This window comes from Mesorhizobium sp. B1-1-7 (assembly GCF_006442705.1).
Classification (GTDB): domain Bacteria; phylum Pseudomonadota; class Alphaproteobacteria; order Rhizobiales; family Rhizobiaceae; genus Mesorhizobium; species Mesorhizobium opportunistum.
The window spans coordinates 36222-59562 of record NZ_VFWQ01000015.1 but is presented as its reverse complement, the minus strand read 5'-3'; the positions used below and the strand labels follow the sequence as shown (position 1 = coordinate 59562).

Sequence of the window (23341 nt, the reverse complement as noted above, 5' to 3'; positions counted from 1 at the left end):
ATGACCGACAATCCGCACCATCTGGCAACGCCGTCCGGCAAGCCGCGCGCGCGAAGCTTCGGCATCGGCTTCGACGGAACGCCAGGGCCGTTCAACGCGATCACCGACGTGCCGGGCGTCGCAGTCGGCTATGCGACGCTGATATCGGGCGACGGCGCGCTCGTCGTCGGCAAGGGGCCGGTACGCACCGGCGTCACCGCGATCCTGCCCAGGCCGCGCGCCGAGTTGGCCACGCCGGTCTTTGCCGGCATTTTCAGCCAGAACGGCAATGGCGAACTGACCGGCTCGCACATCATCGAGGAAACCGGCGCCTTCAACTTCCCGATCACCATCACCAACACGCATTCCTGCGGTGTTTCACGCGATGGCACGCTGCGCTGGATGCATCATGTGCTGCCGGCAGCACTCGACAGCGCCTGGGGCCTGCCGGTGGCGGCGGAGACCTATGACGGGTTTCTCAACGATATCAACGGCCACCATCTGACGTCAGAGCATGTTGCGCAGGCGCTCGACGGCGCCGCCAGCGGCCCGATCGAGGAAGGCAGCGTCGGCGGCGGCACCGGCATGATCACCTTCGCCTTCAAAGCCGGTTCCGGTACTGCGTCGCGCGTCGTCGAATGGCAAGGCCGCGGCTATACGGTCGGCGCCTTCGTGCAGTCGAATTTCGGCAAGCGGCGCAATTTTATCCTTCGCGGCCTGCGTGCCGGGCCGGAGCTCGTGGAGCCGGCGATCCGCGAAGGCACGCCGCGCGCCGAAGAAGGCTCGATCATCGCCGTCATCGCCACCGATGCGCCATTCCTGCCGCACCAGATGAAACGACTGGCCCGCCGCGTGCCGCTCGGCGTCGCCATGACCGGCGGCTTCGGCTATCACAGCTCGGGCGACATCTTTCTCGCCTTCTCGACAGCCAATCCCGCCGCGGCGCTGGCGCCGTCGGGCCGGATCGCCAATGCCGATTTCATCCCGGATAGCGACATTGACCCGTTCTTCGACGCGGTGATCCAGGCCGTGGAGGAGGCGATCCTCAACGCGCTGACCGCCAATGACGATATGACCGGGCGCGACGGCAATTTCGTGCCGGCACTGCCGAAGGCTTGGCTAAGAGAAAAGTTCGGCTGAGACGAAAACGCGGGCCGAAGGGCTCGCGCATTCAGACAGGGTCGCCCCTAAAATCTATTCGGCGGCTTTGCTGGACGCCTGCTGGTTCTCGTCCGCCTCGGCTGCCTCCTCGAGCCGAGATGCGATGAGTTCCTTGATGTCGCCGACTTCTTCCTGGATGTCTTCCAACGGAATGCCGACCTCCGCCGCCTTGGCAGCGCATTCCTTGGCCAGGGTCTCGGCCTGCTTCTCGATCCTGGCGTGGGACTGGCAATGGACCTTTTCGCCGATCCATCCCTGCAAGAACTCGATCGCGTGTTCACTCATACTGCTGTTCCCTGGCGGCAAAGCCGGTTGGTAATCATAAACGCCGACATCCCGCAAAGGATGCCTGTCCCCATTCCAACCGAGTCGTAACGCCCCGGCAAGCCGATGCCGTCCAAGGTCCACAGAGCCGTAGGAAATCGAGGTTTGAAGAACATTTTCTGATTCTGGAGGGGCTGGTACCGTTTAGCCGGATCGACCCGGCTGTGCGCCACTGTTTCTATTTGCTTTTTTCCGGTTTTCGAGCCGATTTTCGTCACAAAAGATGGCGCAGTACCTAGCACATTTACAGTCGCTTCCGTGGTGCAGCCCTCAGGCATGCGTTACGAAGCCGCCGCTATATAGTGATATCCCCGCTCAATGTCGACTCCTCTCGATCTTGCCCGCAAGACGCGGAAAGTCGCACCTTTTGCCAGCCCCGTCAGCCAGCCCCGTCAGAATGTCTCCACCCAAGGCCTGAGCTCCATTTCCCAGGTCCAGGCGCTGCGCTGCTGGCGATGGATGGAGAGATAGGCCTCGGCAATCGCATCCGGTGACAGCCGGCGATCCTGCGGCTCGGACTCCTGGCCGGACATGGCCGAAGCGATGGCGCCATCGATGATGAAATGCGCGACGTGGATGTTCTTCGGGGCCAGTTCGCGGGCCATGGATTGCGCCAGTCCGCGCAAGCCGAATTTCGGCATGGCAAAACCGGCGGAGCCGGCGAATCCTTTCACGCTTGCCGTCGCGCCGGTGAAGAAGATCGAGCCCGCCCCTCGAGCGAGGAGCCGCCGGGCCGCTTGCTGACCGACCAGGAACCCGCCATAGGCACCGACCAGCAATGCCTGCCGGACCGCCTCGGGATCGAGCTCGGTTATCGGGCCGCGGGCGCGCCCGCTGGCATTGAAAGTCACGATCGAAAGCGGACCGACCTTGTCGGCGACATCGAACAAACGCTCGACCGATGCGGGATCGGAGACATCCGTTGCCACGGCCTGCGCGCCGATTTGTGCCTGCAAGGCGCCGAGTTTCTCGATGTTGCGGGCGGCCAGGACCACGCGAAAGCCCTCGCCGGCGAGCAGGCGCGCCAGCGAGGCGCTCAATCCGGAGCCCGCGCCGGCGATGACGGCGACATTGGATGTCATGAGACCCTCCTTCTTTCCATTGATTGCGGCCGATCACTCCAGACGAAACCTGCCGGATCGGCGTGGCCATGGCAACGCGCATGTCAGGAAGAAAAATGGCCGGGCGCGAAAGCGGCCCGGCCAAAAAGAAGGTCAAAACCTTCAGAGGGGAACACCGTTCAACGAAATGGGAGGAAAACGCTGAACGGATCTTTTCTTTTTGGGCCGATTTCCGCCCGGATACGACGAATGATTTTCTAAAAATCGGCATGAGTTGCGAAAATCCTGTCCTTTCGAGCTGTGAAGCTCAGCCGGCCCGGATTTCCGGCTCCAGCAGATCCGCATAATGGCGGCGCGCGACGTCGGGATGCGAACGCAGCCGGCTTTTCAGCACATTGGTTCCGACATCGCGAAACAGCGGATTGTCCGGATCGCTGGCCGGCCCGCGTGCCTGCGCCGCCAATTCCTCGGAAAGACCAAGCAGCGGTATCGTTGCGTCGAGCCTGGCGCTGAAGAAGAACGGCACCGAAATGCGCTCGACACCGGCGGGCGGCGTCACCACGCGGTGCACTGTTGCGCGCAAATAGCCGTTCGAGGCCAGTTCAAGCAGTTCGCCGATGTTGACGACGAGCGTTCCGGGGATGGGGTCCACATCCACCCAGCTTCCATCATAATCGACCTGCAGCCCTTTGCTGTCGTCCTGGAGCAGCATCGTCAGGAAGCCGCCATCCTTGTGCGCGCCGACACCCTGGTCGCCGCCGGTTGCATCGCGGCCGGGGTAGCGCACGATCTTCATGCGGTGATTGGGCTGCCTTTCATAGATAGGGTCGAAAGCGTCCTCGGGTTGATCGAGCGACAGTGCGAAGGCTTTCAACAGCCGGATCGCCACCGCCGTCGCCTTGCTCTGCCAGGCAAGCAACGCCGGCTTGAGCTCCGGCAGTGCGGCGGGCCACTGGTTTGGTCCTTGCAGCCGCGTCCAGGCGGGAATTCCCGGTCCTTGCGCAATGGGCTGGCGTTCGACGCCGATGTCGAGTTGTTCGCGCCAGTCCTCCTTGCCCCTGGTCAGTTCGCCGCCGGCGCGCGTGTAGCCGCGGAACTGCGGGGACCTGACCATCTCGATCGCAAGCTTGTCGGCCTCCGGCAAGGCAAAGAAATGGCGCGATGCGGTGAGCACCTCGCTGATCTCGGCCCAGGAGATGCCATGTCCGGCCAGATAGAAAAAGCCGATATCGCGCGAAGCGGAACGCAAGTCCGCCAGAAATGTCCGGCGCTCCGACGCGCCTTGCTCCAGACGGCTGAGATCGAGCACAGGCACTATTCTTGGCATATCAGGTTCCTTCCCCTGGTCTTTCGGGACGTGGCATGAACTTCCACTTGGAAAACCCAGCCAATTGAATATGCAGGCACTTTTCCGCGACCGGAGTCGCCATCAGTGCTTGCAAGTTTCATCGACTTCCTATTGCCGGGAAAGGAACGATCGGCCCTTCGGGGCCGCCAGGGCGAACGATTTTTCCACGCACGCATGCGGGCAGAAGATCCCGGGCAGGCAGAAGTCGCGGGCGGAGTGGCCTATTGAAGGTCAACTGGCAGGCAAGTTTCTCGTCGGTCAGTCGCAGCGATGGGCATTGTGCGTCTTCATCATAGCCGCCAGCGCCGGATCGGTTTCCTCCAGCGCGCCGATGGCTCCGTCCGTGTCGTAGAGGCGCTCATCCTGGCCCATCTTGAACTTGGCTTCGAGGCGCTCGATCGGCATGTCGAAGCCGATGATGCTGGGCATGCGCCTCTCCATGCCGCCGGGACCGAGTTCGCGCATGCGCCAGCGGTCGTCGCGATCTCTTTCCAACATGTCGACAAGTTGCAGGAGATGCCGGGCGGTGCCGTGGTCGTCGAGCGGCACCGGCCGGCCATGGCAGTGCACCACGGCAAAGTTCCAGGTCGGCGCACTGTCGCGCACCGGATTGCGCGGATACCAGGACGGCGAAATGTAGCCGTGCGGCCCCTGGAAGACGGCGACGGCCGCCCTGCCCTCGGCAATCAGCGCGCTGTGCGGATTGGCCCTGGTGAGGTGTGAGACCAGCGTGCCGTTTGCGCCGCGCGTGCGGTCGAGCACGAAGGGCAGGTGCGAGACGACGAGCCCTTGCGGTCCCGATGTCACCACAGTGGCAAAGACGGCCGCCTCGATCAGGCCGAAGACATCGTCGCGCGACAGCGGCGCGAATTCTGGCTTGCTGTACATGACATCAACTGCGCTGGACGCGGACTGCCGGGATCAGGCCTTGCGGGCGCAGCAGCAGCACGGCGATGACCCCCGACAGCACGATGGCGTCGCGATAGGGCGCGATCGCCCCCGGCAGCGTCGCCTGCAGCAGCACCTCGATAATGCCGAGCAGAAAGCCGCCGGCGACCGCGCCCGGCAAGCTGCCGAGACCACCGACGACAGCGGCGATGAAGGCCTTCAGCACCGGCGTGAAGCCCATCAGCGGATCGACGGAAGCGCGCTGCGCCACCCACAGCATTGCCGCGAGCCCGGCCAGCAGGCCGGAGAGCAGGAAGGCGGTGGCGATGATGCGGCTGGCAGGAATGCCCATCAGGCGCACGACGTCGAAATCCTCGGCCGCGGCGCGCATCGCCGTACCGGTCACCGAACGGCGCAGGAAGACTTCCAGCGCGACCAGCGCCAACGCCGAGACGACGATGGAGATGCTGGGGCCAACGCCGATGGTGAAGTCGCCGAAGGAGAAGGCGCCGGTCATCCAGCCGGGCATGGCGACAGCTTGCGGCCGGGCCGAGATGCCATTCTGGAAAACGACTTTCAGCAGGCTGGAAACGGCGAAGCTGGTCAGCAAAAGGCTGGTGACGCTGGCGCCGCGCATCGGCCGGAAGGCGACGCGCTCCATGGCGACGGCGGCGAGCGCGCCGCAGGACACGGCGACAAGCACCGCCACGGGGAAGGGAAGGCCGAAGACCAGCGAGGCCAGGAGCGCATAGCCCGACAATGTCATCAGTTCGCCATGGGCAAAGTTGATCAGCCCGACGATGGAAAAGACGATCGCCAGCCCGAGCGCCAACAGCGCGTAGACGCCGCCGAGGCTGACCGCATTGATGATCTGCTGCGCGATCATGCTTCTCAAGCTCCCAGATAGGCCTGGCGGACGAGGTCCGAGGAGGCGAGTTCCTTTGCGGTGCCCGACAAGACCACCTCGCCATTGGCGAGCACGACGGCGCGGTCGGCGATTTCGAGCGCCAGAGCCACATTCTGCTCGACCAGAAGGATGGTCAGGCCCTTGCGGCGCAGTTCGGCGATCAGGTCGAAGACGGTGTCGATCAATTGCGGGGCGAGGCCGAGCGAAGGCTCGTCGAGCAGCACCATGCGCGGCTTGCCCATCAGGGCGCGGGCGATGGCCAGCATCTGCTGTTCGCCGCCCGACAGATTGCCGCCCTTGACGCGATGGTAGCGGCGCAGGATCGGGAACAGCTCCAGCATCTCCTCCTCGCGCACCCGTGCCTCGGCCGCGGGCTGATGCACCGCGCCGCCCAGACGCAGATTGTCGGCCACCGTCAGGCTGGCAAAGATGCGGCGGCCTTCGGGAACCAGCGCGACGCCCTTGCGGGCGATCGCCTCCGGCGCCAGGCCGGTAATGTCGACACCGTCGAACACCACCTTGCCGGACGCTGCCGGTACCAGCCCGGCGACGGCGCCGAGCGTCGAGCTCTTGCCGGCGCCATTGGCGCCGACCAGCGCGATGATCTCGCCGCTGTCGACGGTGAGGTCGACGCGGCGCACCGCCTCGACTTCGCCGTAGCGTATCTTGAGGGCTTCGACGCTCAGCATGATATCACGGCGCGGGAACGTCGGAGGCGTCGGGGATCAGCGTCTGCACGTGCTTGCCCTCGCCGCCCTCATAGCGCATCAGCGCCACCGGCCGCAGCGGCATGCGGTCGGTGCCGGCATAGGTGATCTTGCCGGTGATGCCGTCGAAATCCCTGAGGTTGGCGATGGCGTCGCGGATTGCCTTCGGATCGTCGGAGCCGGCGGTCTTCACCGCCTGGTCGAGGATCAGGCCGATCTCATAGCCATTGACCTCATAGGTCGATTCCGGGGCATGGCCGGCATATTTGGTGAAGGCGGCATTGAAGGCCTCGAGCTTGCTGCCCGGCTCGGCATAGCCGGCCGCAGTGTAGACGACGCCTTCGACCAGCTTGCCCAGGGCCTTGATGGTCGGCGTGCCGATGGCGTCGGCGCCATAGACCGGGATGGTGACGCCGGCGCCGCGCAATTGCTGGATGAAGGCCGGGAAGTCCGGCTCGTAGGCCGCCGTCATGATCAGGTCCGGCTTGTCGGCCAGCCCCTTGATGTTGGTGATCTCGGCGGAGAAGTCCGGCTGGCCCATGGTGAAGGTGCCGCGGCCGACGACGGCCCCGCCCTTCTTCTCGAACACCTTGCCGAAATATTCCGGCAGGTTGGCGGTGTAGGTGGAATCCGGCGAGGTCAGCAGGAACACCTTCTTCTTGCCTTCGGAGACGGCGAAATCGGCGACCGCCGTCGCCTGGACGTTGTCGGCCGGATAGGTGCCGAACATGACGTCGCCGACCGCGCCGGTGAGCACGGGTGCCGAGCCGCACAGCGTCAATGTCGGGATGCCGAGCGGCTGCGTGAGCTGTCCTGCCGAAATCGACGGATCGGCATCGCACGGCGTGATCATGATCTTGGCGCCGGCGTCGATCAGTTCCTGGGCAACGGTGGCGGTCTGGGCGGTGTCGGAGCGCGTGTCCTTGATTATCAGCTTGACGGTGTATTTGCCGCCGAGCCCGCCCTTGGCGTTGAGCTCGTCGAGCGACATGCGCAGCCCGGCAAGGGCCGGCTGGTCGTATGGGGCAAGGCCGCCGGTCTGCGCGGTCGCCGCACCGATGATGATCTCCTCGGCGCTGGCCGTGGACATGGCGGCGATGCCGAACGCAGCCGCGCACAAAGCGGCGCGGTGGCGGCGATAGAGGCTTGGCATGTCGGTTCTCCTTCTGGATTTGTTATCGTTGGTCGTTGCGGTCTATGCGGTCTGGCTTTCGGCTGTTGCCTGCGCTGTCTTGGCGCGGGCGGTGCGGCTGCCGAGATAGGCGGCGATGACGGCGGGGTTTTTCTGCACCTCGCCGGGCGTGCCATCGGCGATGACGCGACCATGATCGATGACGACGATGCGCTCGCAGAGGTTCATCACCAGCCGCATGTCGTGCTCGATAAGCACGACGCCGATGCGGCGCTCGGCGCGAACCGCCGACAGGATGGAGACAAGCTCGGCGGTCTCGACCGCATTCATGCCGGCGGCCGGCTCATCGAGCAGCAGGAAGCGCGGCTTCAGTGCTAGCGCGCGGGCCACTTCCAGCCGGCGACGCTGGCCATAGGCAAGCCTGGCGGCGGGCTGATCGGCAAATTTCTCCAGGCCCATGCGAGACAGCTCGCGCATGGCGGCCGCCTCGGCGTGGCCGAGACCGGGTTCGACCTGGCGTGCGGCGACGACGACATTTTCCAGCACGGTCATGTGCGGGAAGACGCGGATGTTCTGGAAGGTGCGGGCGATGCCCGATCGGGCAAAGCGGAAGGCCGAGGCCTGCCGCGCCACGCCACCGACGGATACGCTGCCGGCACTTGGCTCGACATCGCCAGCCAGCATGTTGAGCAGCGTCGTCTTGCCGGCGCCATTGGGACCGATGATGCCGGTGATGCTGTCGGTCTCGAAGCTCAGGCTGACGTCGTCCACCGCCACGACACCGGCGTAGCGGCGCGACAGATGGTCAGCCACCAGCCGGTCCGCGCCGACCTTGAGCGGCGGTGCGGCCGAAGCCGTCTCCGCTGGGCGTCCGGGCCGCCGCAGAAGGTTGAGCTCGCGCTCGCCGAAAAGGCCGGTCGGCCGCTGCCAGATGACGAGGATCATGGCGATGGCGAGCACACCCTGGGTGAGGCCGAACAGGACCGGCAGATGCAGGCCGAGCACCTCACCGCCGCCTTCGAAGCGGCGCACCACCTCGATCACCACGATGGTGACGATGACGCCGGCAAAAGCACCGAGCGACGAGGTCATGCCACCGACGATCAGCATGGCGAGCATGGTGAAGCCGAGGTCGAAATAGAAATCGCGCGGCGAAAACGCACCGAGGAACTGCGCCATCATGGCGCCGGCGGCCATCGCCGCGACCACGCCCGCCACCCAGGCGGCAAGCCGCGCCGTGCGCTGGTCGACGCCGACGGCGGCGGCGCCGCGCTCGTCATTGGCGGCGGCACGGCTGGCGAGACCGAAAGAGGTTTCGCGAAACAGCCTTGCCGCCACCAGCGCCACGGAAGCGACCGCCGCGGCGGTCCACAGCCCTACCTCGCGCGGTACGCCGTAGAAGGGCTGGCTGCCGCGGGTGATCTCGCGCCCGGCGACCAACAGCGTGTAGACGATGATCAGCATGGCGAGCGTGGCGATCGAGGCACTCGACCCGGTCAGCCGGAGCAGTGGCGTGCCGGTCAACAGGCCGATGACGACAGCCAGCACCAGCACCACGGCCAGCGCCGCGAAGAAGGAGAGCTGATAGCCGGCGAGGAATTCCGGCAGGTCGCGCAGCGCCGTTCGCTGCAGCGCCGTCGGCATGGTGAGAATGCCAGTGGCGTAGGCGCCGAGGCCGACAAAGGCGGCCTGGCCGAAAGAGACGATGCCGCTGTTGCCGGAGAATATCTGCAGGCCGAGCACCGCGGTCAGCATGATCGCGGCATAGGTAACGACGCGCTGCATGGCGGCGCCACCGAAGACAAAGGCGGCAAGCGCCATAAGCAGCAGCACCACCACCATGCACAAGGCATCGGCCGTGGCGTTGCGGAACGCTGCCGGCATGAAACCGCGCGGCTTGCTCTCGCTGATTGTCGCCGACACCATCACGCGGCCCTGAAGCGGCTGGGCGAGAACGGCGCAAGGATCGGTTGCGCCCCCTCGGTGACCAGCCTTGCCACCGCCTCGCCGACGGCTGGTCCAGTCTTGAACCCATGGCCGGACGACCCCGCCGAGACGACCAGCCCTTCGACACCCGGCATGGGTCCGATGACAGGCAGATCGTCAGGGCTCATGTCGTAGAGCCCGGCATAACCGGGCCGTATGCCGAGCTCGGCCATGGCGGGCACGCGAGAGGCGAAGGTCTCGAGAATCTCGACCGATTCAGACTCCTCGACACCTTCCATGTAGGTGTCGGGATTCTCGACGAAACGCGGGCGGCCGGCATGTTCGCGGCGCAGGCCGGTGCCGCCGCCGGCCCAGGTGCCGGCCAGGATGACACCGTCATTGTCCGGCCGCGCGTAGTTGCAGGAAATGTCATCGCACCAGGCGAAGGGCATCACATGCCTGGCTTTGCCGGCGGCATCGAGGACGGCCATCGGATGGCGTTCGACATGCAATGGCAGGTCCAGCCCCACCGTCTCCAACAGGCGGCGCGTCCATGGCCCGGCGGCGAGCACGACCGTCTCGGCTTCCAGCACCGTTCCATCCGTCAAGGTGACGCCGGTGATGCGGTCGCCCTCCCGCCGAAGGCTTTCGACAAGCGTGTTCTGCAGGACCTTCGCGCCGTTGGTACGGGCGGCGCGGGCGATCGCATTGGTGGCGCCGAAGGCATCGGCATAGCCGTATTCCGGCTCCCACAGCGCCAGCGCGACATCGTCGAGCGCAAAGCCGGGCGCGGCATCGGCGAAGGCTTGCGGTGACAAGGTCTCGATGCGAGCGCCCTCGCCGCGGATGCGTTCGGCCGCCGCTTTCCAGCTCGCCTCATTGTCGGCGCCGCAGACCCACATCATGCCGACTTCGGTCACAAAGGACCCCTCGCCAGCGATCTCCGGCAGCGACACCAATATCTCGCGGCCACGGATGGAGAGCTGCGACAGTTCCGGCATCAGGTAGAAGGCGTGCAGCAGCGCCGACGATTTGCCGGACGGGCCACCAGCCGGATGCGTCTGCTCGACCAGCGTGACGTTCACACCCGCCTTGGCCAGATGATAGGCGGTGCTCGAGCCGACAATACCCGCACCGACGACGATGACGTCGCTTCCATTTCGCATGGCTGTTCCCCACAGTCTCTTGGCTGCTTTCCGACAAGGTAAGGCCAGCGATCGAGCAATGTCAACATCTCTTCATTCTTGACCGAGATTTAAATCTCTGTAATAAACTCGACAAAACAAGAGAACACGGATTCGGGGAGGCCAATGGCGATACGCGATGTTCTGATGCGCGGGGATCTGGCGCTGACGCCGTCGGAAGAGAAGATCGTCCGGCTGCTCTTGACGGACTACCCGACCTCCGGCCTCGGCACTGCTTCCTCGCTCGCCCGGCGCGCCGGCGTCAGCGATCCGACCGTGGTCAGGCTGGTCGTCAAGCTCGGCTATGACGGGTTTCCGGATTTCCAGGCAAAGCTGTTGGCCGAGGTCGAGGCGAGACTGCATTCGCCGCTGTTGATGATGGAGGCAAAGCGGCAAAGCGGCTCCAGTGACAGCGCCGTGCTCGCCTATCTCGATTCCGTCACTACGGCCCTACAGAAGGCCACCGCCGCGACACCGGTGCAGACCTACGAGCGGGCCGCGCGCCTTTTGATGGAGGCCAAGGGCGAGATCGTGCTGCTCGGTGGCCGCTTCAGCCGGCACATCGCCGGCATGCTCGCCGGATATCTCGTGCAGTTCCGGTCCGGGGTCCGCGATCTCGGCGTGCTCTCTCCCCAGACATTCGACACGCTGGCCGACCTCGGCCGCCGCGATGTGCTTGTCGTCTTCGACTATCGCCGCTACCAGCTCGACGTGATGGCCTATGCAAGCCAGGCGGCGGCGCTCGATGTGCGCATCCTGCTTTTCACCGACCAATGGCTGTCGCCGATCGCCGATCTCGCCGAAGTCACGATCGTCAGCCCGCTCGAAGTCGCCTCGCCCTATGACACGCTGGCACCGGCGATCGCACAGATGGAGGCGCTTACCGCCCACATCGTTTCGACGCTGGGCGATGATGCCCGGGCTCGCATCGAGAGGATCGAGAAAGTACGGCACGCCAATGCGGTGACGCTCGACAGCAACCCAAACGAGAATGGCGCAGGCCAACCCGGGCCACGCAGGACACCTGGACCCAAATCAGTAAAGCGGGACGACAAAGCATGACCGAAACCTTACCCAAGCGAGACGAAGCCTTCCGTGCCGGCGAGACGGCGCTGCTGCTCGTCGACATGCAGCGTATCTGGCTGGAACCGGGTGCCGATCCATCGCATCCGGAGCGCGGCCCCGACCACTATTTTTACCGGCAGACATCCTCGCTGACGATCCCCAACCAGGAGCGACTGCTGGCGGCGGCGCGGGCCAACGGCGTCGAGGTGCTGCACACCATCATCCAAAGCCTGACCGAAGACGGCCGCGACCGCTCGCTCGACCACAAGCTGACGCCGATCCATGTCGCGCCCAGCCTTCCCGAAGGCCTGCCGGTCGCCTCGCTGGCGCCGGTCGGCGACGAGATCATGTTGCCGAAGACATCGTCCGGCATCTTCAACTCGACCAATGTCGACTATCTCCTGAAGAACCTCGGCATCCGTTATCTCGTCGTGGTCGGCGTGCTCACCGACCAGTGCGTCGACATGGCGGTGCGCGACGGAGCCGACCGCGGTTACCTCGTCACCTGCGTGGCGGATGCTTGCGCCACCATCACCCAGGAGCGACACGACATCGCGCTCAAGGCCTTCGGCGGGTATTGCTGGGTCACCGATACCGACAGTGTCGTCGCTCGTTTCAATGCCTTGGGAAAAGCAGCATGACATCGATCGTCGAGCCGCTCGTTGCCGTCGTCACCACCGATCTCTCCGCCGTCACGCGGGGCCGCTTCGTCGTCGAAAGCAAGTTGCAGAAGACCGCGACGACCGGCGTCGGCTGGCTGCAGGCCAACCTGTCGCTAACGCCGTTCAACTCGATCGTCGATCCCAATCCTTGGGGATCGTCAGGCGACCTGCGGCTGATCCCCGATCTCAAGGCGCGCTTTCGCACCGCACGGACCGGATCGGCGACACCGTTCGACATGGTGGCTGGCGACATTGTCGAGCTCGACGGCAGCCCCTGGCTCGGTTGCACGCGAACCATGCTCAGGGATGCGCTGGCGGAGCTGAAGGCGGCGACCGGGCTCTCCGTCATCGCCGCTTTCGAGCATGAATTCCACATTGCCGACGGCGGCTTCGCGCCGGCGCATTCGATGTCCTTCGCCGCGCTCAGGCGGACGGACCCCTTCGCCCCCAATCTGATGGCGGCACTGGAGGAAGCGGGCGTCGGACCCGAAGTGGTCATCGCCGAATTCGGCGCGGAGCAGTTCGAAGTGACGCACGAGCCCGCCGATGCGCTGACCGCGGCAGACCGCGCCGTCGCCATCCGCGAGATCACGCGCGAAGTGGCGCGCAATGCCGGCTGGCGCGCCAGTTTCGCGCCCAAGACCGCCCCGGATGCCGTCGGCAATGGCGTGCACATCCATTTCAGCTTCGTCGACGAGGCCGGCAAGCCGGCAACCTACGATGCGGCACAGCCCGGCGGCCTCTCCGGCAAAGCCGGTGCGTTCTGTGCCGGCGTGCTGCGTCATCTGCCTGGGATGACCGCCATGACGGCATCGAGCGTCTCATCCTTCTACCGGCTGAAGCCGCACAGCTGGAGTTCGTCCTACACCTGGCTCGCCGACCGCGACCGCGAAGCGTCGCTGCGCATCTGTCCGACGGTGACGATCGGCGGACGCGATCCGGCGCGGCAGTACAATATCGAGTATCGGGCAGCCGACGCCACCGGCAATCCCTATTTGTCGCTGGCCGCGATCATCCGCGCCGGGCTGGAAGGCTTGAAGGCGGATCTGCCGTCGCCGCCGCTGGTCACCGGCGACCCGACGCTGATGAGCGATGCGGAACGGGCAAAGCTTGGCCTGGTGCGGCTGCCTGAAACGCTGCCGGCGGCGCTGGACGCGCTTCTCGCCGACAGCACTGTCACGGGATGGTTCGCTCCGGTCTTCATCGAGACCTTCGTCGGACTCAAGCGGCACGAGGCCGAGCGCCTGGCCGGCCTCGATCCGGTTGCCGTCTGCGATCTCTATCGGACGCTTTATTGATGACTGCGCGGACTGAAAAAGACCTGCTTCCTCGAAAAGACTGGCCCGACGCCGTCGAGGTTCTCAACGAGCACGGCCTCTCGGACATCGTCCTGTTGTGCGAGCACGCCTCCAATCACATGCCGGCGGAATATCGCCAGCTCGGGCTCGATGCCAGCCATCTGCGGCGCCACATCGCCTGGGATATCGGCGCCGCGGAGGTGACGCGCCTGTTGTCGGCACGGCTCGATGCGCCGGCCTTCCTCAGCGGCTATTCGCGGCTGCTGATCGACCTCAACCGGCCGCTGGGCACGCCGGGCAGCATTCCGATGGTGTCTGAGGACACCGGCATTCCCGGCAATGTCGGCCTCGACAAGGCGGAACGGGACCGGCGCGCCAAAATCATGTTTTCGCCGTTCCATGAGCGTGTGGCCGCGCATCTCGATCGCCGGGTAGCTGAAGGCCGGCCGACGCGGATCGTGACGATCCACTCCTTCACGCCCGTCTTCCTCGGTGTCGTCAGGCCTTGGCATGCGGGCGTACTGCATGCGAATGGAATCGATCTCGCCGAAACAATTCTTTCAGCCCTGCGCACCGATGCGACACTAAACGTCGCGGCCAACGTGCCTTATGTGATCAGCCGCGACGCCGATTACGCCGTGCCCATCCATGGTGACGACCGCGGCATCCCCGCCGTCCTCGTCGAAATCCGGCAGGACCTTTTGTCGACAAGGCACGGCATCGAAGAATGGGCTGATCGGCTGGCGGCGGCGCTGCCCGCACAGACGGAGGCGATCCCTTGAGCAATCTCAGCCTGCGCGAGCGCGACGCCGCGACCATCGCGCAGATCGGCAAGCTGCGGTTCTCGCCGCTGAGCGTGATTGGTGGCCAAGGCAACCGGCTGATCGAGGAAGGCGGCCGGTCGGTGCTCGACCTGTCGGGGTCGGCCGGTCCAGCGGTGCTCGGCTACGGCCATCCGGCTGTTGTCGAGGCGGTCGAATCCTCGATCCGCAACATGGCGGGCGCCAGCCTGCTGCTCTACCCGAACGAACCAGCGGTCTCGCTGGCCGAACGCTTGCTCGCGGTCACGCCTGGAGAAGGCGAACGGCGCGTCTGGTTCGGCCATTCCGGGTCGGACGCCAATGACTGCGCGGTGCGCGTGCTGCAGGCGGCCACCGGCCGCTCGCGCTTCATCTCCTTCATCGGCTCCTATCACGGCAACCTGTCGGGCTCGATGGGCATCAGCGGCCACACCGCCATGACGCATACCTTGCCACGGCCGGGCGTGGTCCTGCTGCCGTATCCCGATCCTTACAGGCCGATCTTCAGCGCCGAGGATGTGCTTGCCCTGCTCGATTACCAGTTCGAGACGACCTGTCCGCCGCACCAGGTCGCGGCTGTATTCATCGAGCCGCTGATGTCGGATGGCGGCCTGATCGTGCCGCCACCGGGCTTTCTGAAAGCGCTGCAGGAGCGCTGCCGCAAGCATGGCATCAAGATCGTGCTCGACGAGGTCAAGGTCGGGCTTGCCCGCAGCGGCATGATGCACTGCTTCCAGCATGAAGGGCTGACGCCGGACCTCGTCGTGTTCGGCAAGGGCATCGGCGGCGGGCTGCCGCTGTCGGCCGTGGTCGGGCCGAAGGAGATCATGGATCATGCACCGGCCTTCGCCTTGCAGACGACCGCCGGCAATCCGGTGGCGACATCGGCCGGCAACGCGATGCTGAAGACGATCGAGAGCGAAGGCCTGGTCGAACGCTCGGCGCGGATCGGCAAACTCTTCGCCGATGCACTGCGGGTGCTCGGTGCAAAACACGAGATCATCGGCGATGTGCGCGGGCGTGGCCTCGCCATCGGCGTCGACCTGGTCAGGGACCGCGCGACGCGCGAGCCGGTGCCTGCCACGACCACGGCCAAGATCATCTATCGCGGCTATGAGCTGGGCGCGGCCTTCACCTATGTCGGGCTGAAGGCAAATGTGCTGGAATTCATGCCGCCGCTGACCCTGACCGAAGACGAAGTGGCCGAGGGCGTGGCGATCGTCGACCAGGCGATCGCCGACGTGAATGCCGGCAAGGTCTCGGACGCGGATGTCGCGTCCTTCATGATGTGGTGACGGGCGGGCGCGCCTGCGGGGAAACACAGTCGCCGTCCAACCTCGAGCAATTCACCGTTTCACGGAAACGGCGAACCGCTCTATCTTTTTTTTACGCAATTCCGGACAGAAAACCGTGTCACACTTTTCCTGAAATTGCTTTAGGCAGCGCCGCCAGATCGATCTCGGTGATGTGCCAGCGGCCAAGATTTGCGGTGTAGAGTTTGTCGCCCTTGAAGGCGATGTTGGTGGGGTGCGCCAGCGTTGTCGCGACTGGATCCTCGATCAGCACTTCGAGGCCTCTGTCCTTGCACCAGCGATAGATGCGGCTTGGTTCGTAGCACGAGATGAAGAGCGAGCCGTCGGGTGCGAAGGCGACGCCATCAGGGACATTGTGCACGCCTTCGACGACCACTTCTCGCGGCCCTGCCGTGCCGTCGGCGAGGATCGGCACATGGCTGATGCGAGACGCGTCGCTTTCCACGACATAAAGGCCGCTTCCGTCGGGCGCCATGGCCATGCCGTTGGCGAAGGACATCGCCTCCCGGCACCACAGGCCGCCCTCGCCTGTCTCGAGGTCATAGCGGAAGATGCCAGAGCGATTGTCCTCGCCGACACTGTCCGACACGTAGAGGCAGTTCCTCGTCTCGTCGACGATTGGATAATTCGGTACCCGGATGCCCGACGAAGCGAAGCGTTCCATGCGCCCGGTCGCGACATCCCAGCGAAAGATCGCGGCATGCTTGAGATCGCAGGCAAAGCAGTTGCCAGCGCTGTCGAAGGCAATGCCGAGCAGAAAGCCGTCCGTGGCGCCCATGCGCTCGACCGAACCGCCGTCGGCGGCCAGGCGCAGCAGGTCACCGGTCTCGGTGCCGCACCAGATCGACCCATCGCTGTGGACGGCCACGCCTTCCGGATGCGCGACGCGCGGATTGGTGAAGATGCCGTCGAAGAAGACGCGCGCGGCGGACATATCGAGCAACGGCTTTGCCATGGGTTCCTCAGCTTGCGATTTTGATCCCTGTACGGCGATGCAGCGCTCGACCATGGCGCGATCGGCGGCAAGGATTTCGGCGATCAGCGCGCCGCGCTGCTTGGCGCTGACGAATTCCAGGCGACGCAGACCGAGCGGGTCGATGCGGTTTCGCAAAACAGCGAGCGTATCGCCGGAAGGCAGCGGGACCTCCAGGCAATCGGCGTCGAAGGTCACCGCAAAGCCGGTGGCGTCACGGATCTGTTGCCGCGTGACGCCAGGCATGATTTCGATGACGGTCAACTCCCTGGATGTCGGGTCGAGCCTGAAGACGCAGAGATCGGTGAAGACCAGCGCCTCGCCGGTGCGATAGCCGATCGGTTCGCGCTCGGCCGGCGTCAGCAGTCCACGGGCGGAACTGACGATCTCGACCTCATCCACCAGCGACTGGGCCGAATGACGGGGGATGTAGAGCAGATAGTCGCGATGCATGTTGGCGACATCGGCCATCCCGCCTTGTCCGGGCAGCCGGATCAGACCGCCGCTTGGTTTGCGCAGCGCGATGGTGTTGACGCGGCCGCGCCGGTCGACTTGTGCCGCGCCGACGATCTCATGCGTCACGGCCCCGGCCTGGTAGTAGGCCGAATAGGTGTCGTCGCCGCCGGCATGCGCCACCGCCGTCTCGCAATCCAGGCTTTCGATCAGCGACAGGATCATCGGGCTCGGCGCGATGTCCAGGTGACCGCAGCTCATCGTCGCGATGATCATGTCCGGCGCATGTGTTGCCTTGGCCAGCCGGTAGGCGACATTGGCCAGCGGCGAGACGGCGCCGGCGCTGGCAAAACTCTCATTGTCGAGTTCGGCGGCGATGCGGGCAGCGATGATCTCGTCGACAGATGCTTTTTCTTCGCTCCGCGCGAGCGCCGGCATGGCAAGGACCGTCTCGGGGCGGACCTTCGCAGCCTCTCGAAGCCATGCCGGCACGCCTTCGGACGGCAGGCGCAGATTGTCCGCCAGGGGCTTTTCCCTGGCCGCGAATGCCTCAGACAATGCCTGATAATCGGTGGCGTAAAGCGGCAGGCAGGAGGCCGGCCAGGCACCGCCCGGCGCCAGGGCTATGGCCGACACCTGGTTGCGGGTCAGGATGCTCTGGCGCCCGTCCTTCCGCAGCGCCCCGACCGGGACGATTTCCTCGACGGTGACCAGCACCTTGCGCGCCGCCCCCGCCATGGCGAAGTCGAGCGCGCGTGGGCCGATGATCTGCACATTGCCGCTTTCATCGGCGCGCTGCGCGTGGACGATGAAAGTATCGAGCCGCAATGGCGGAATGAATCCCGTAGTGGTCCCCGCAATCGGATCGGGCCTGGCGCTTGCCCCCGGTATCCGCGCGAGCATGTCCGATCCCTCGGGAAGCTGGAATGGCATCGATGGCAGGTTTTGCTGTGCCGCCCGCAGCGCCTGGATCATGGCCAGCGCCGTCCAATCACGAACCGGTATTACGCCGCTTTCGGCCGTGGCGCGGAACCGGGGCGGCAGGCCGAAAATGTCGAGGCTGGAAAAACAGAGGTCGATTTCAGCCACCGCGCCCGCTTCGAGCAGCAGCTCGAGCGGCAAGCCGCCTGCCCAGCAGATGTAGTGCAGATCCTTGATGCCGGACTTGGCTATGGCGCGCAGCAAGGCGATCGGCAGCCGGGCGAAATGGTGGCCGCCGACGCCGAGTGCATCGCCTTGGCCGACCATCGCGGCTAGCCCCTCGATATCGGTGAAGCGCGGCCGGTTCGGCTTGACCAGCGACATTGCGGCACGGTTGGTCACAGCGCAGATGCCTCGATGCGGTAGCGGGTCACGAAAGGCTTTTCTGGCGAGGATTCCAGCGCTGTCGCGATACCGGATTGCGCAATTGGATTGTCGGCCAGCGCGGCTGCCGGACCGAGCCCGAAGGGCGAGCAGATCGGCTCGATGCCGATGGCGACATGACGCCCATTCCATGGTGCCGCCTTGCGGCCGCGATTGGAGTACCAGAGCAGAAGGCTTGGGAAATGCTCTTTCTGCCAGGAGAGTTTTACCCGGTAGCCGTCCTCATGATTGGCAAGCGCCACCGTGCCGTTCAGACCCTCGATCTGCAGCAATTCTTCCGTGTCGGCGGTCAGCGGGAGTCGCGAGGCATCCGTCGTGCCGCCGGCTCGCGCCGGTACGCTGGTCAGCTCCGTGAAGGATCTGTTTCGGGCGAACAGTGCGGCGCCGGGTTCGACATCGTGTGGATAGGTGCGGCCTTCATCGAAGCCGCCGAATTCCAGCGTGGCGGCACCCGTCTCTAACGGCAGTCGGAACACTGGATGAAGACCGATCGGCAGGCGGCAGGCATGGCGAACGACGACCTTGAATTCAATGTCGATGGCCGGCGCCGACGGATCGGGTGTGATCGTCCGCTCAACGCGCTCGACCGGACTTCCCTCGGGATAGGCGAGCCCCAGCGACAAGGATGCGCCGTCGCTGTCGCGCCATGTCCAGTCATGGTTGGAGCTGTGGCCATGGACTTCTTCGTCGCGCTCCGGCGGCCCCATCACGCCTGCCCAGTCGTCCGGCCAACCGTCGGCGGGCACCGAATAGCCGAAGGGCACGCAAGGCCATTCGCCGCGCAATTTCCGCAGAATACCCGGCAGCGTTTCCGCCTCCGGCTCGTCCGACCAGGGTGCGATGTGCATCGGCGAGACCTGCCGGCCATTGTCCAGGACGAAGGTCACCGGCGCCAGCATCGCGCCGAGCCGCTGGACGGTCAGGGCGCCGTGCGCCCAGCCCAGTCCGCGATAGGCGTCACCGGTCTTCACGGTCCGGCCTTCTTCGCCTTTGTCGTGCTCCGCTCGGCGAACTCCCTGACACGCCGCTGGCCGATCTCGCTGCGATAGAGGTCACCCAATATGTCGCGTTCCCTCGCGAGGCCTTCAGCCAGATCGCCCGACATCGCATGTGCCGTCAGCGCCTTCAGGCCTTCGATCGCCGCGGCCGGTTCGGCGGCGATCATCTCGGCCAGTTCCAGTGCGCGCGGCATCAGCCGGTCGACATCGACGATCTCGTTGACCAGGCCGGCGGCAACGAATTCGGAGGCCGGCACGATGGCGCCGGTCATCAGCAGAAGATTGGCGCGGTTGCGGCCGAGCCTGGCGACGCTGCGTTGCGTACCACCACCACCGGGGATCAGCCCGAGCTTGATCTCCGGTAGGCCGAGTTTGGCGAACTGGTTGGCGACGACGATGTCGCAGCACAGCACCAGCTCCATGCCGCCGCCCAAGGCGAAACCGTTGACCGCCGCGATCACCGGCTTGCGGTTGTTTTCGATGGCCGCGTACATGCGCGTGCCGGCGGCCTGGAACAGGTCGAATTCAGGGCCGGTCTGCGCGGCATATTCCTTGATGTCGGCGCCGGCCATGAAGCCGCGTCCCTCGCCGGTCACCACGATCGCGCCGACACTCGCATCTTCAGACAGCGCCTCGAACACCTCGGTGATCTCACCTTGCATCAGCCTGTTCATGGCGTTGAGCTGATCGGCGCGCCGGAAGGTGACGATCGCGACGCGACCCGACGTTTCGACCGTGAGTGTCTGGTAGACGCGCATCGTCAGGCCGCGTCCACGGTCATGTCGCCGGATGCCTCGAGAGCGGCGATCTCGTCCTTCGACAGGCCGAACTCGGCCAGGATCTCACGGCCGTGCTGGCCGACCAGCGGCGCCGGCCGGTCGATGGTCGCCGGCGTCTCGCTCATCTTGACCGCGGGCGCCACCACCCGCACCTTGCCGCCGCGTGGATGATCGTAGCTGGTGATCATGCCCATATGCGTGACCTGCGGGTCCTCGGCCGCGCGGCGGATGTCCTTCACCTCGGCGCACCAGATGTCGACCGAGAGCAGGCGTTCCAGCAGATCCTGCGTGCCGAACTTCTTGGTCTCGGCATTGACCTTGTCGAACACTTCGTCGCGCTTGTCGAACAAGGTTTTCAGGTCGTCGTAGACGGCAAGCTGCGGCGCCTCCAGCACCTCGTACAGTGTCTTGAACGGGCTCATGGCGATCGACACATAGCCGCCGTCCCTCGTCTCGTAGATGCCGAACGGCGCCTGCATGCCGGGATGGCCGATGCCGGAATTCGGCCGCACGAAATCCTCGCCGAGATTGAGCACGGCGACATATTCCTGGTTGAGATGCGCCAGCAGGCCAGCCAGCAGGTTGACCTCGATCTTCTGGCCCTTGCCGGTCTTCTCGCGATAGTAGAGCGCCGACAGGATGCCGTAGACCATGTTCATGGCGCCGATCTGGTCGGCAAGACCGGCGCCGGCGGGAACCGGCGCCTGGTCGCCGCGGCCGGTGTTGGCAATCAGCCCGGCCAGCCCCTGGATCAGCATGTCCTGGCCGGGGCGCTCGACATAGGGACCCTCCTCGCCATAGCCCGAACCCGAGCAGTAGATGATACGCGGATTGACGGCCTTGAAGTCCTCGTAGCCATAGCCGAGCTTGGCCAGCACGCCGGGGCGGAAATTCTGCACCACGACGTCGGCGCTCCTGGCCATCTCCATGAGGATGGCATGCACCTTGCGGCTCTTCAGATTGAGCGCGATCGAACGCTTGTTGCGGTTCCAGGCGAGGAAATTCGGGCTCTCGGAGCCGCCCACCCATTTGGCGAAAAAGGTCATGCCACGGAACATGTCGCCGGCGCCGGCACGCTCGATCTTGATGACGTCGGCGCCCATGTCACCGAGCAACTGGGTGGCGAACGGTCCTTGCAGCAGATGGCTGAAATCGAGGATGCGGACGCCTTCGAGGGCCTTGTTCATTTCAGATCTCGTTTCAAAGTTTTCAAAGCAGTTCGGGAACGTAGCGCGGAGCCGCGGTCAGCCCGCCGTCGACACGCAGGTCAGTGCCGGTGGTGAAGCCGGCGGCGTCCGACGCCAGATAGACGGCGGCCTCCGCCACTTCGGAAGGCTCGCCGATGCGGCCAAGCGGATGCATCTTGACCCAGGCTTTCGCCAGATTGCCGCCGATCTCCTTGATCAGCCTGTCGTTCATCGGCGTGTTGATGGTGCCCGGCGAGATCGAATTGATACGGACGTTCATCGGCCCGAACTCGACCGCCATCTGCCGCGTCATCGCCATCACCGCGCCCTTGGCGCCGGCATAGGCGGTCCAGCCGTCGAGGCCGATATGGCCCTGCGCCGAGGCCATGTTGATGATCGAGCCCGACTTTTGCGCGATCATGTGCGGCAGCGCGTATTTGCAGCCGCGAAATACGCTGGTCAGGTTGACCGATATCAGCCGGTGCCACTGCTCGTCGGTCATCTCGTGCACCGGCATGCCGCCAATGGCGATGGCGGCATTGTTGACCAGGATGTCGAGGTGCCCGGTCTTGTCGATGGCACTATCGATGAGGCCGGCGATGTCAGCTTCCTTCGAGACGTCGCAATGGACATAGTCGGCACGGTGGCCCGCCGCGCGAAGTGCGGCCGCGAAATCCTCGCCCGCACTGTCGGCGATATCGCCCAGGAAGACATGCGCGCCTTCGCGCGCCATCGCCTGCGCGATCGCATGGCCGATGCCGTCGGCGGCACCGGTGATGACAGCGGTTTTCCCTTCAAGACGAGCCATGTCAGCCTCCGTTCGCGCGCCGGCGTTTCGCCTCGTCGAAGGCAACGGCGGCAATGATGATCATGCCGGTGATGACCAGCTGCCATTCGGTCGGCAGGCCGAGCCCGCGCAGGCCGTTGGACAGGAACTGCAGGATCAGCACGCCGAGCGCCATGCCGGTCAGGCTGCCGATGCCGCCAGCAAGGCTGACGCCGCCGAGCACCGTCGCGGCAACGACCTGGAATTCGAAATTCAGCCCTGCCGTATGCTGCGCCGAACCGACGCGCGCGGCCAGGATGATGCCGGCGACCGTCGCCAGCAGCGCGCTGATGATGAAGCAGATGAACTTGACGCGCCGCACGTCATAGCCCGCCAGCCTCGCCACTTCCTGGTTGCCACCGACGGCATAGATCTGCCGTCCGAACGGCCGGTGCTGCATCATGTAGGCGAAGGCGGCGAGCAGGACGATGGCGATGACGGCCGAATAGGGGATGATGTTGAACAGGCGGCCATCCGACAGCGCAATGAAACTATCGAGACTGGCGTCGTCCGGGATCGCGCGCTGGCCGGTGTAGAGATAGACGCCGCCGCGCATGATGAACATCGTGCCCAGCGTCACGATCAGCGAGTTGATGCCGGCATAGGCGGTGAGATAGCCGTTCACCACGCCGATGATCAGCCCGAACAGCAGCGCGCCACCGACGCCGAGCAGCAGTGAGTTGGTGTCGTTCATGATGATGATCAGCGGCAGCGCGATGGTCGCCAGCAGCGAGCCGATCGAAATGTCGACCTCGCCGGAAATGAAGACGACGGCACAGCCGATGCCGGCGATCAGCGGCAGCGACGCCTGGCCGAGCACGTTGGTCAGGTTGCGCACGGAGAAGAAATTCTCGACTGTGAAGGAAAAGAACGCCAACACCAGGATGAAGCAGACCAGCAGCGCCAGTTCCTGCCGGGCAAAAAGCCGCGCCAGCATCGAAGGCTGGGTTTTTGCGGAAGCCGTGCTTGCAAGGCTCATCGCTTGCTCCTTTTCAAGAACGGACC

22 protein-coding genes are annotated in these 23341 nt (G+C 65.1%); 7 read left to right on the top strand and 15 right to left on the bottom strand.

Annotated elements, in window-relative coordinates:
• Nucleotides 1-1119: a P1 family peptidase gene (locus tag FJ978_RS24400; RefSeq protein WP_140574596.1), complete on the top strand. Its 1119-nt coding sequence runs from the start codon at nt 1-3 to the stop codon at nt 1117-1119.
• A gap of 54 nt (nt 1120-1173) precedes the next feature.
• Here the strand turns inward: FJ978_RS24400 and FJ978_RS24395 are convergent, their stop codons facing one another.
• Together FJ978_RS24395 and FJ978_RS24390 are read right to left on the bottom strand one after the other, a co-directional pair.
• Nucleotides 1174-1425: a DUF768 domain-containing protein gene (locus tag FJ978_RS24395; RefSeq protein WP_140574594.1), complete on the bottom strand. Its 252-nt coding sequence runs from the start codon at nt 1423-1425 to the stop codon at nt 1174-1176.
• A gap of 431 nt (nt 1426-1856) precedes the next feature.
• The gene (locus tag FJ978_RS24390) at nt 1857-2546 is read right to left on the bottom strand and encodes an SDR family NAD(P)-dependent oxidoreductase (RefSeq protein ID WP_140574592.1); all 690 of its coding nucleotides are present in this window, start codon (nt 2544-2546) and stop codon (nt 1857-1859) included.
• 68 nt (nt 2547-2614) lie between these two features.
• Here FJ978_RS24390 and FJ978_RS24385 point away from each other — a divergent pair, with 68 nt between their 5' ends.
• Nucleotides 2615-2872, top strand: a complete 258-nt coding sequence (locus FJ978_RS24385; protein WP_140574590.1) for a hypothetical protein — start codon at nt 2615-2617, stop codon at nt 2870-2872.
• On the opposite strand, the gene FJ978_RS24380 is transcribed toward FJ978_RS24385, so the two are convergent.
• The 7 genes from FJ978_RS24380 to FJ978_RS24350 form a co-directional block, all read right to left on the bottom strand.
• Nucleotides 2833-3852: an isopenicillin N synthase family oxygenase gene (locus tag FJ978_RS24380; RefSeq protein WP_140574588.1), complete on the bottom strand. Its 1020-nt coding sequence runs from the start codon at nt 3850-3852 to the stop codon at nt 2833-2835. The two genes, FJ978_RS24385 and FJ978_RS24380, sit on opposite strands and share 40 nt — an antisense overlap.
• A gap of 279 nt (nt 3853-4131) precedes the next feature.
• Nucleotides 4132-4761, bottom strand: coding sequence for an FMN-binding negative transcriptional regulator (locus tag FJ978_RS24375; RefSeq protein WP_140574586.1), 630 nt, complete (start codon nt 4759-4761; stop codon nt 4132-4134).
• 4 nt (nt 4762-4765) lie between these two features.
• Complete coding sequence (locus tag FJ978_RS24370; protein WP_013893857.1) at nt 4766-5647, bottom strand: branched-chain amino acid ABC transporter permease; 882 nt, start codon at nt 5645-5647, stop codon at nt 4766-4768.
• Nucleotides 5648-5652: 5 nt separating this feature from the next.
• Entirely contained in the window at nt 5653-6357 is a 705-nt protein-coding gene (locus FJ978_RS24365) for an ABC transporter ATP-binding protein (RefSeq protein WP_140574584.1), read from the bottom strand.
• A gap of 4 nt (nt 6358-6361) precedes the next feature.
• Nucleotides 6362-7528: an ABC transporter substrate-binding protein gene (locus tag FJ978_RS24360; RefSeq protein ID WP_140574582.1), complete on the bottom strand. Its 1167-nt coding sequence runs from the start codon at nt 7526-7528 to the stop codon at nt 6362-6364.
• Nucleotides 7529-7570: 42 nt separating this feature from the next.
• On the bottom strand, nt 7571-9433 hold the full coding sequence (locus tag FJ978_RS24355) for a branched-chain amino acid ABC transporter ATP-binding protein/permease (protein ID WP_140574580.1): 1863 nt from the start codon (nt 9431-9433) through the stop codon (nt 7571-7573).
• A complete protein-coding gene (locus tag FJ978_RS24350) occupies nt 9433-10599 on the bottom strand; it encodes an FAD-binding oxidoreductase (RefSeq protein ID WP_140574578.1) in 1167 nt (388 codons plus the stop codon). The genes FJ978_RS24355 and FJ978_RS24350 overlap by 1 nt, the downstream gene beginning before the upstream one ends.
• 144 nt (nt 10600-10743) lie before the next feature.
• Between FJ978_RS24350 and FJ978_RS24345 the strand changes: the two genes are divergently transcribed.
• From FJ978_RS24345 to FJ978_RS24325, 5 genes are read left to right on the top strand one after another with little or no spacing between them, the layout of a single operon-like run.
• Nucleotides 10744-11679: a MurR/RpiR family transcriptional regulator gene (locus FJ978_RS24345; RefSeq protein WP_013893852.1), complete on the top strand. Its 936-nt coding sequence runs from the start codon at nt 10744-10746 to the stop codon at nt 11677-11679.
• On the top strand, nt 11676-12323 hold the full coding sequence (locus FJ978_RS24340; protein ID WP_013893851.1) for an isochorismatase family cysteine hydrolase: 648 nt from the start codon (nt 11676-11678) through the stop codon (nt 12321-12323). The genes FJ978_RS24345 and FJ978_RS24340 overlap by 4 nt, the downstream gene beginning before the upstream one ends.
• Nucleotides 12320-13642, top strand: coding sequence for a glutamine synthetase (locus FJ978_RS24335; protein ID WP_140574576.1), 1323 nt, complete (start codon nt 12320-12322; stop codon nt 13640-13642). Before FJ978_RS24340 ends, FJ978_RS24335 begins: the two co-directional genes overlap by 4 nt.
• Nucleotides 13642-14424 carry an N-formylglutamate amidohydrolase gene (locus FJ978_RS24330; protein ID WP_140574574.1) on the top strand — a complete coding sequence of 261 codons (783 nt, stop codon included), beginning with the start codon at nt 13642-13644 and terminating at the stop codon, nt 14422-14424. Before FJ978_RS24335 ends, FJ978_RS24330 begins: the two co-directional genes overlap by 1 nt.
• Nucleotides 14421-15737, top strand: a complete 1317-nt coding sequence (locus FJ978_RS24325; RefSeq protein WP_140574572.1) for an aspartate aminotransferase family protein — start codon at nt 14421-14423, stop codon at nt 15735-15737. The genes FJ978_RS24330 and FJ978_RS24325 overlap by 4 nt, the downstream gene beginning before the upstream one ends.
• Nucleotides 15738-15855: 118 nt before the next feature.
• Here FJ978_RS24325 and FJ978_RS33290 read toward each other — a convergent pair whose 3' ends face one another.
• The 6 genes from FJ978_RS33290 to FJ978_RS24290 are packed head-to-tail and all read right to left on the bottom strand — an operon-like array spanning nt 15856 to nt 23315.
• Nucleotides 15856-18504, bottom strand: a complete 2649-nt coding sequence (locus tag FJ978_RS33290; protein ID WP_246678194.1) for a CoA-transferase — start codon at nt 18502-18504, stop codon at nt 15856-15858.
• A complete protein-coding gene (locus FJ978_RS24310) occupies nt 18501-19517 on the bottom strand; it encodes a hypothetical protein (RefSeq protein ID WP_140574570.1) in 1017 nt (338 codons plus the stop codon). Before FJ978_RS24310 ends, FJ978_RS33290 begins: the two co-directional genes overlap by 4 nt.
• The gene (locus FJ978_RS24305; RefSeq protein WP_140574568.1) at nt 19514-20302 is read right to left on the bottom strand and encodes an enoyl-CoA hydratase/isomerase family protein; all 789 of its coding nucleotides are present in this window, start codon (nt 20300-20302) and stop codon (nt 19514-19516) included. The genes FJ978_RS24310 and FJ978_RS24305 overlap by 4 nt, the downstream gene beginning before the upstream one ends.
• Nucleotides 20303-20304: 2 nt before the next feature.
• Nucleotides 20305-21510, bottom strand: coding sequence for a CaiB/BaiF CoA-transferase family protein (locus FJ978_RS24300; protein ID WP_013893843.1), 1206 nt, complete (start codon nt 21508-21510; stop codon nt 20305-20307).
• Nucleotides 21511-21532: 22 nt separating this feature from the next.
• Nucleotides 21533-22318: an SDR family oxidoreductase gene (locus FJ978_RS24295; protein ID WP_013893842.1), complete on the bottom strand. Its 786-nt coding sequence runs from the start codon at nt 22316-22318 to the stop codon at nt 21533-21535.
• 1 nt (nt 22319) lies between these two features.
• A complete protein-coding gene (locus FJ978_RS24290) occupies nt 22320-23315 on the bottom strand; it encodes an ABC transporter permease (RefSeq protein ID WP_140574566.1) in 996 nt (331 codons plus the stop codon).
• Nucleotides 23316-23341 lie beyond the last annotated feature (26 nt).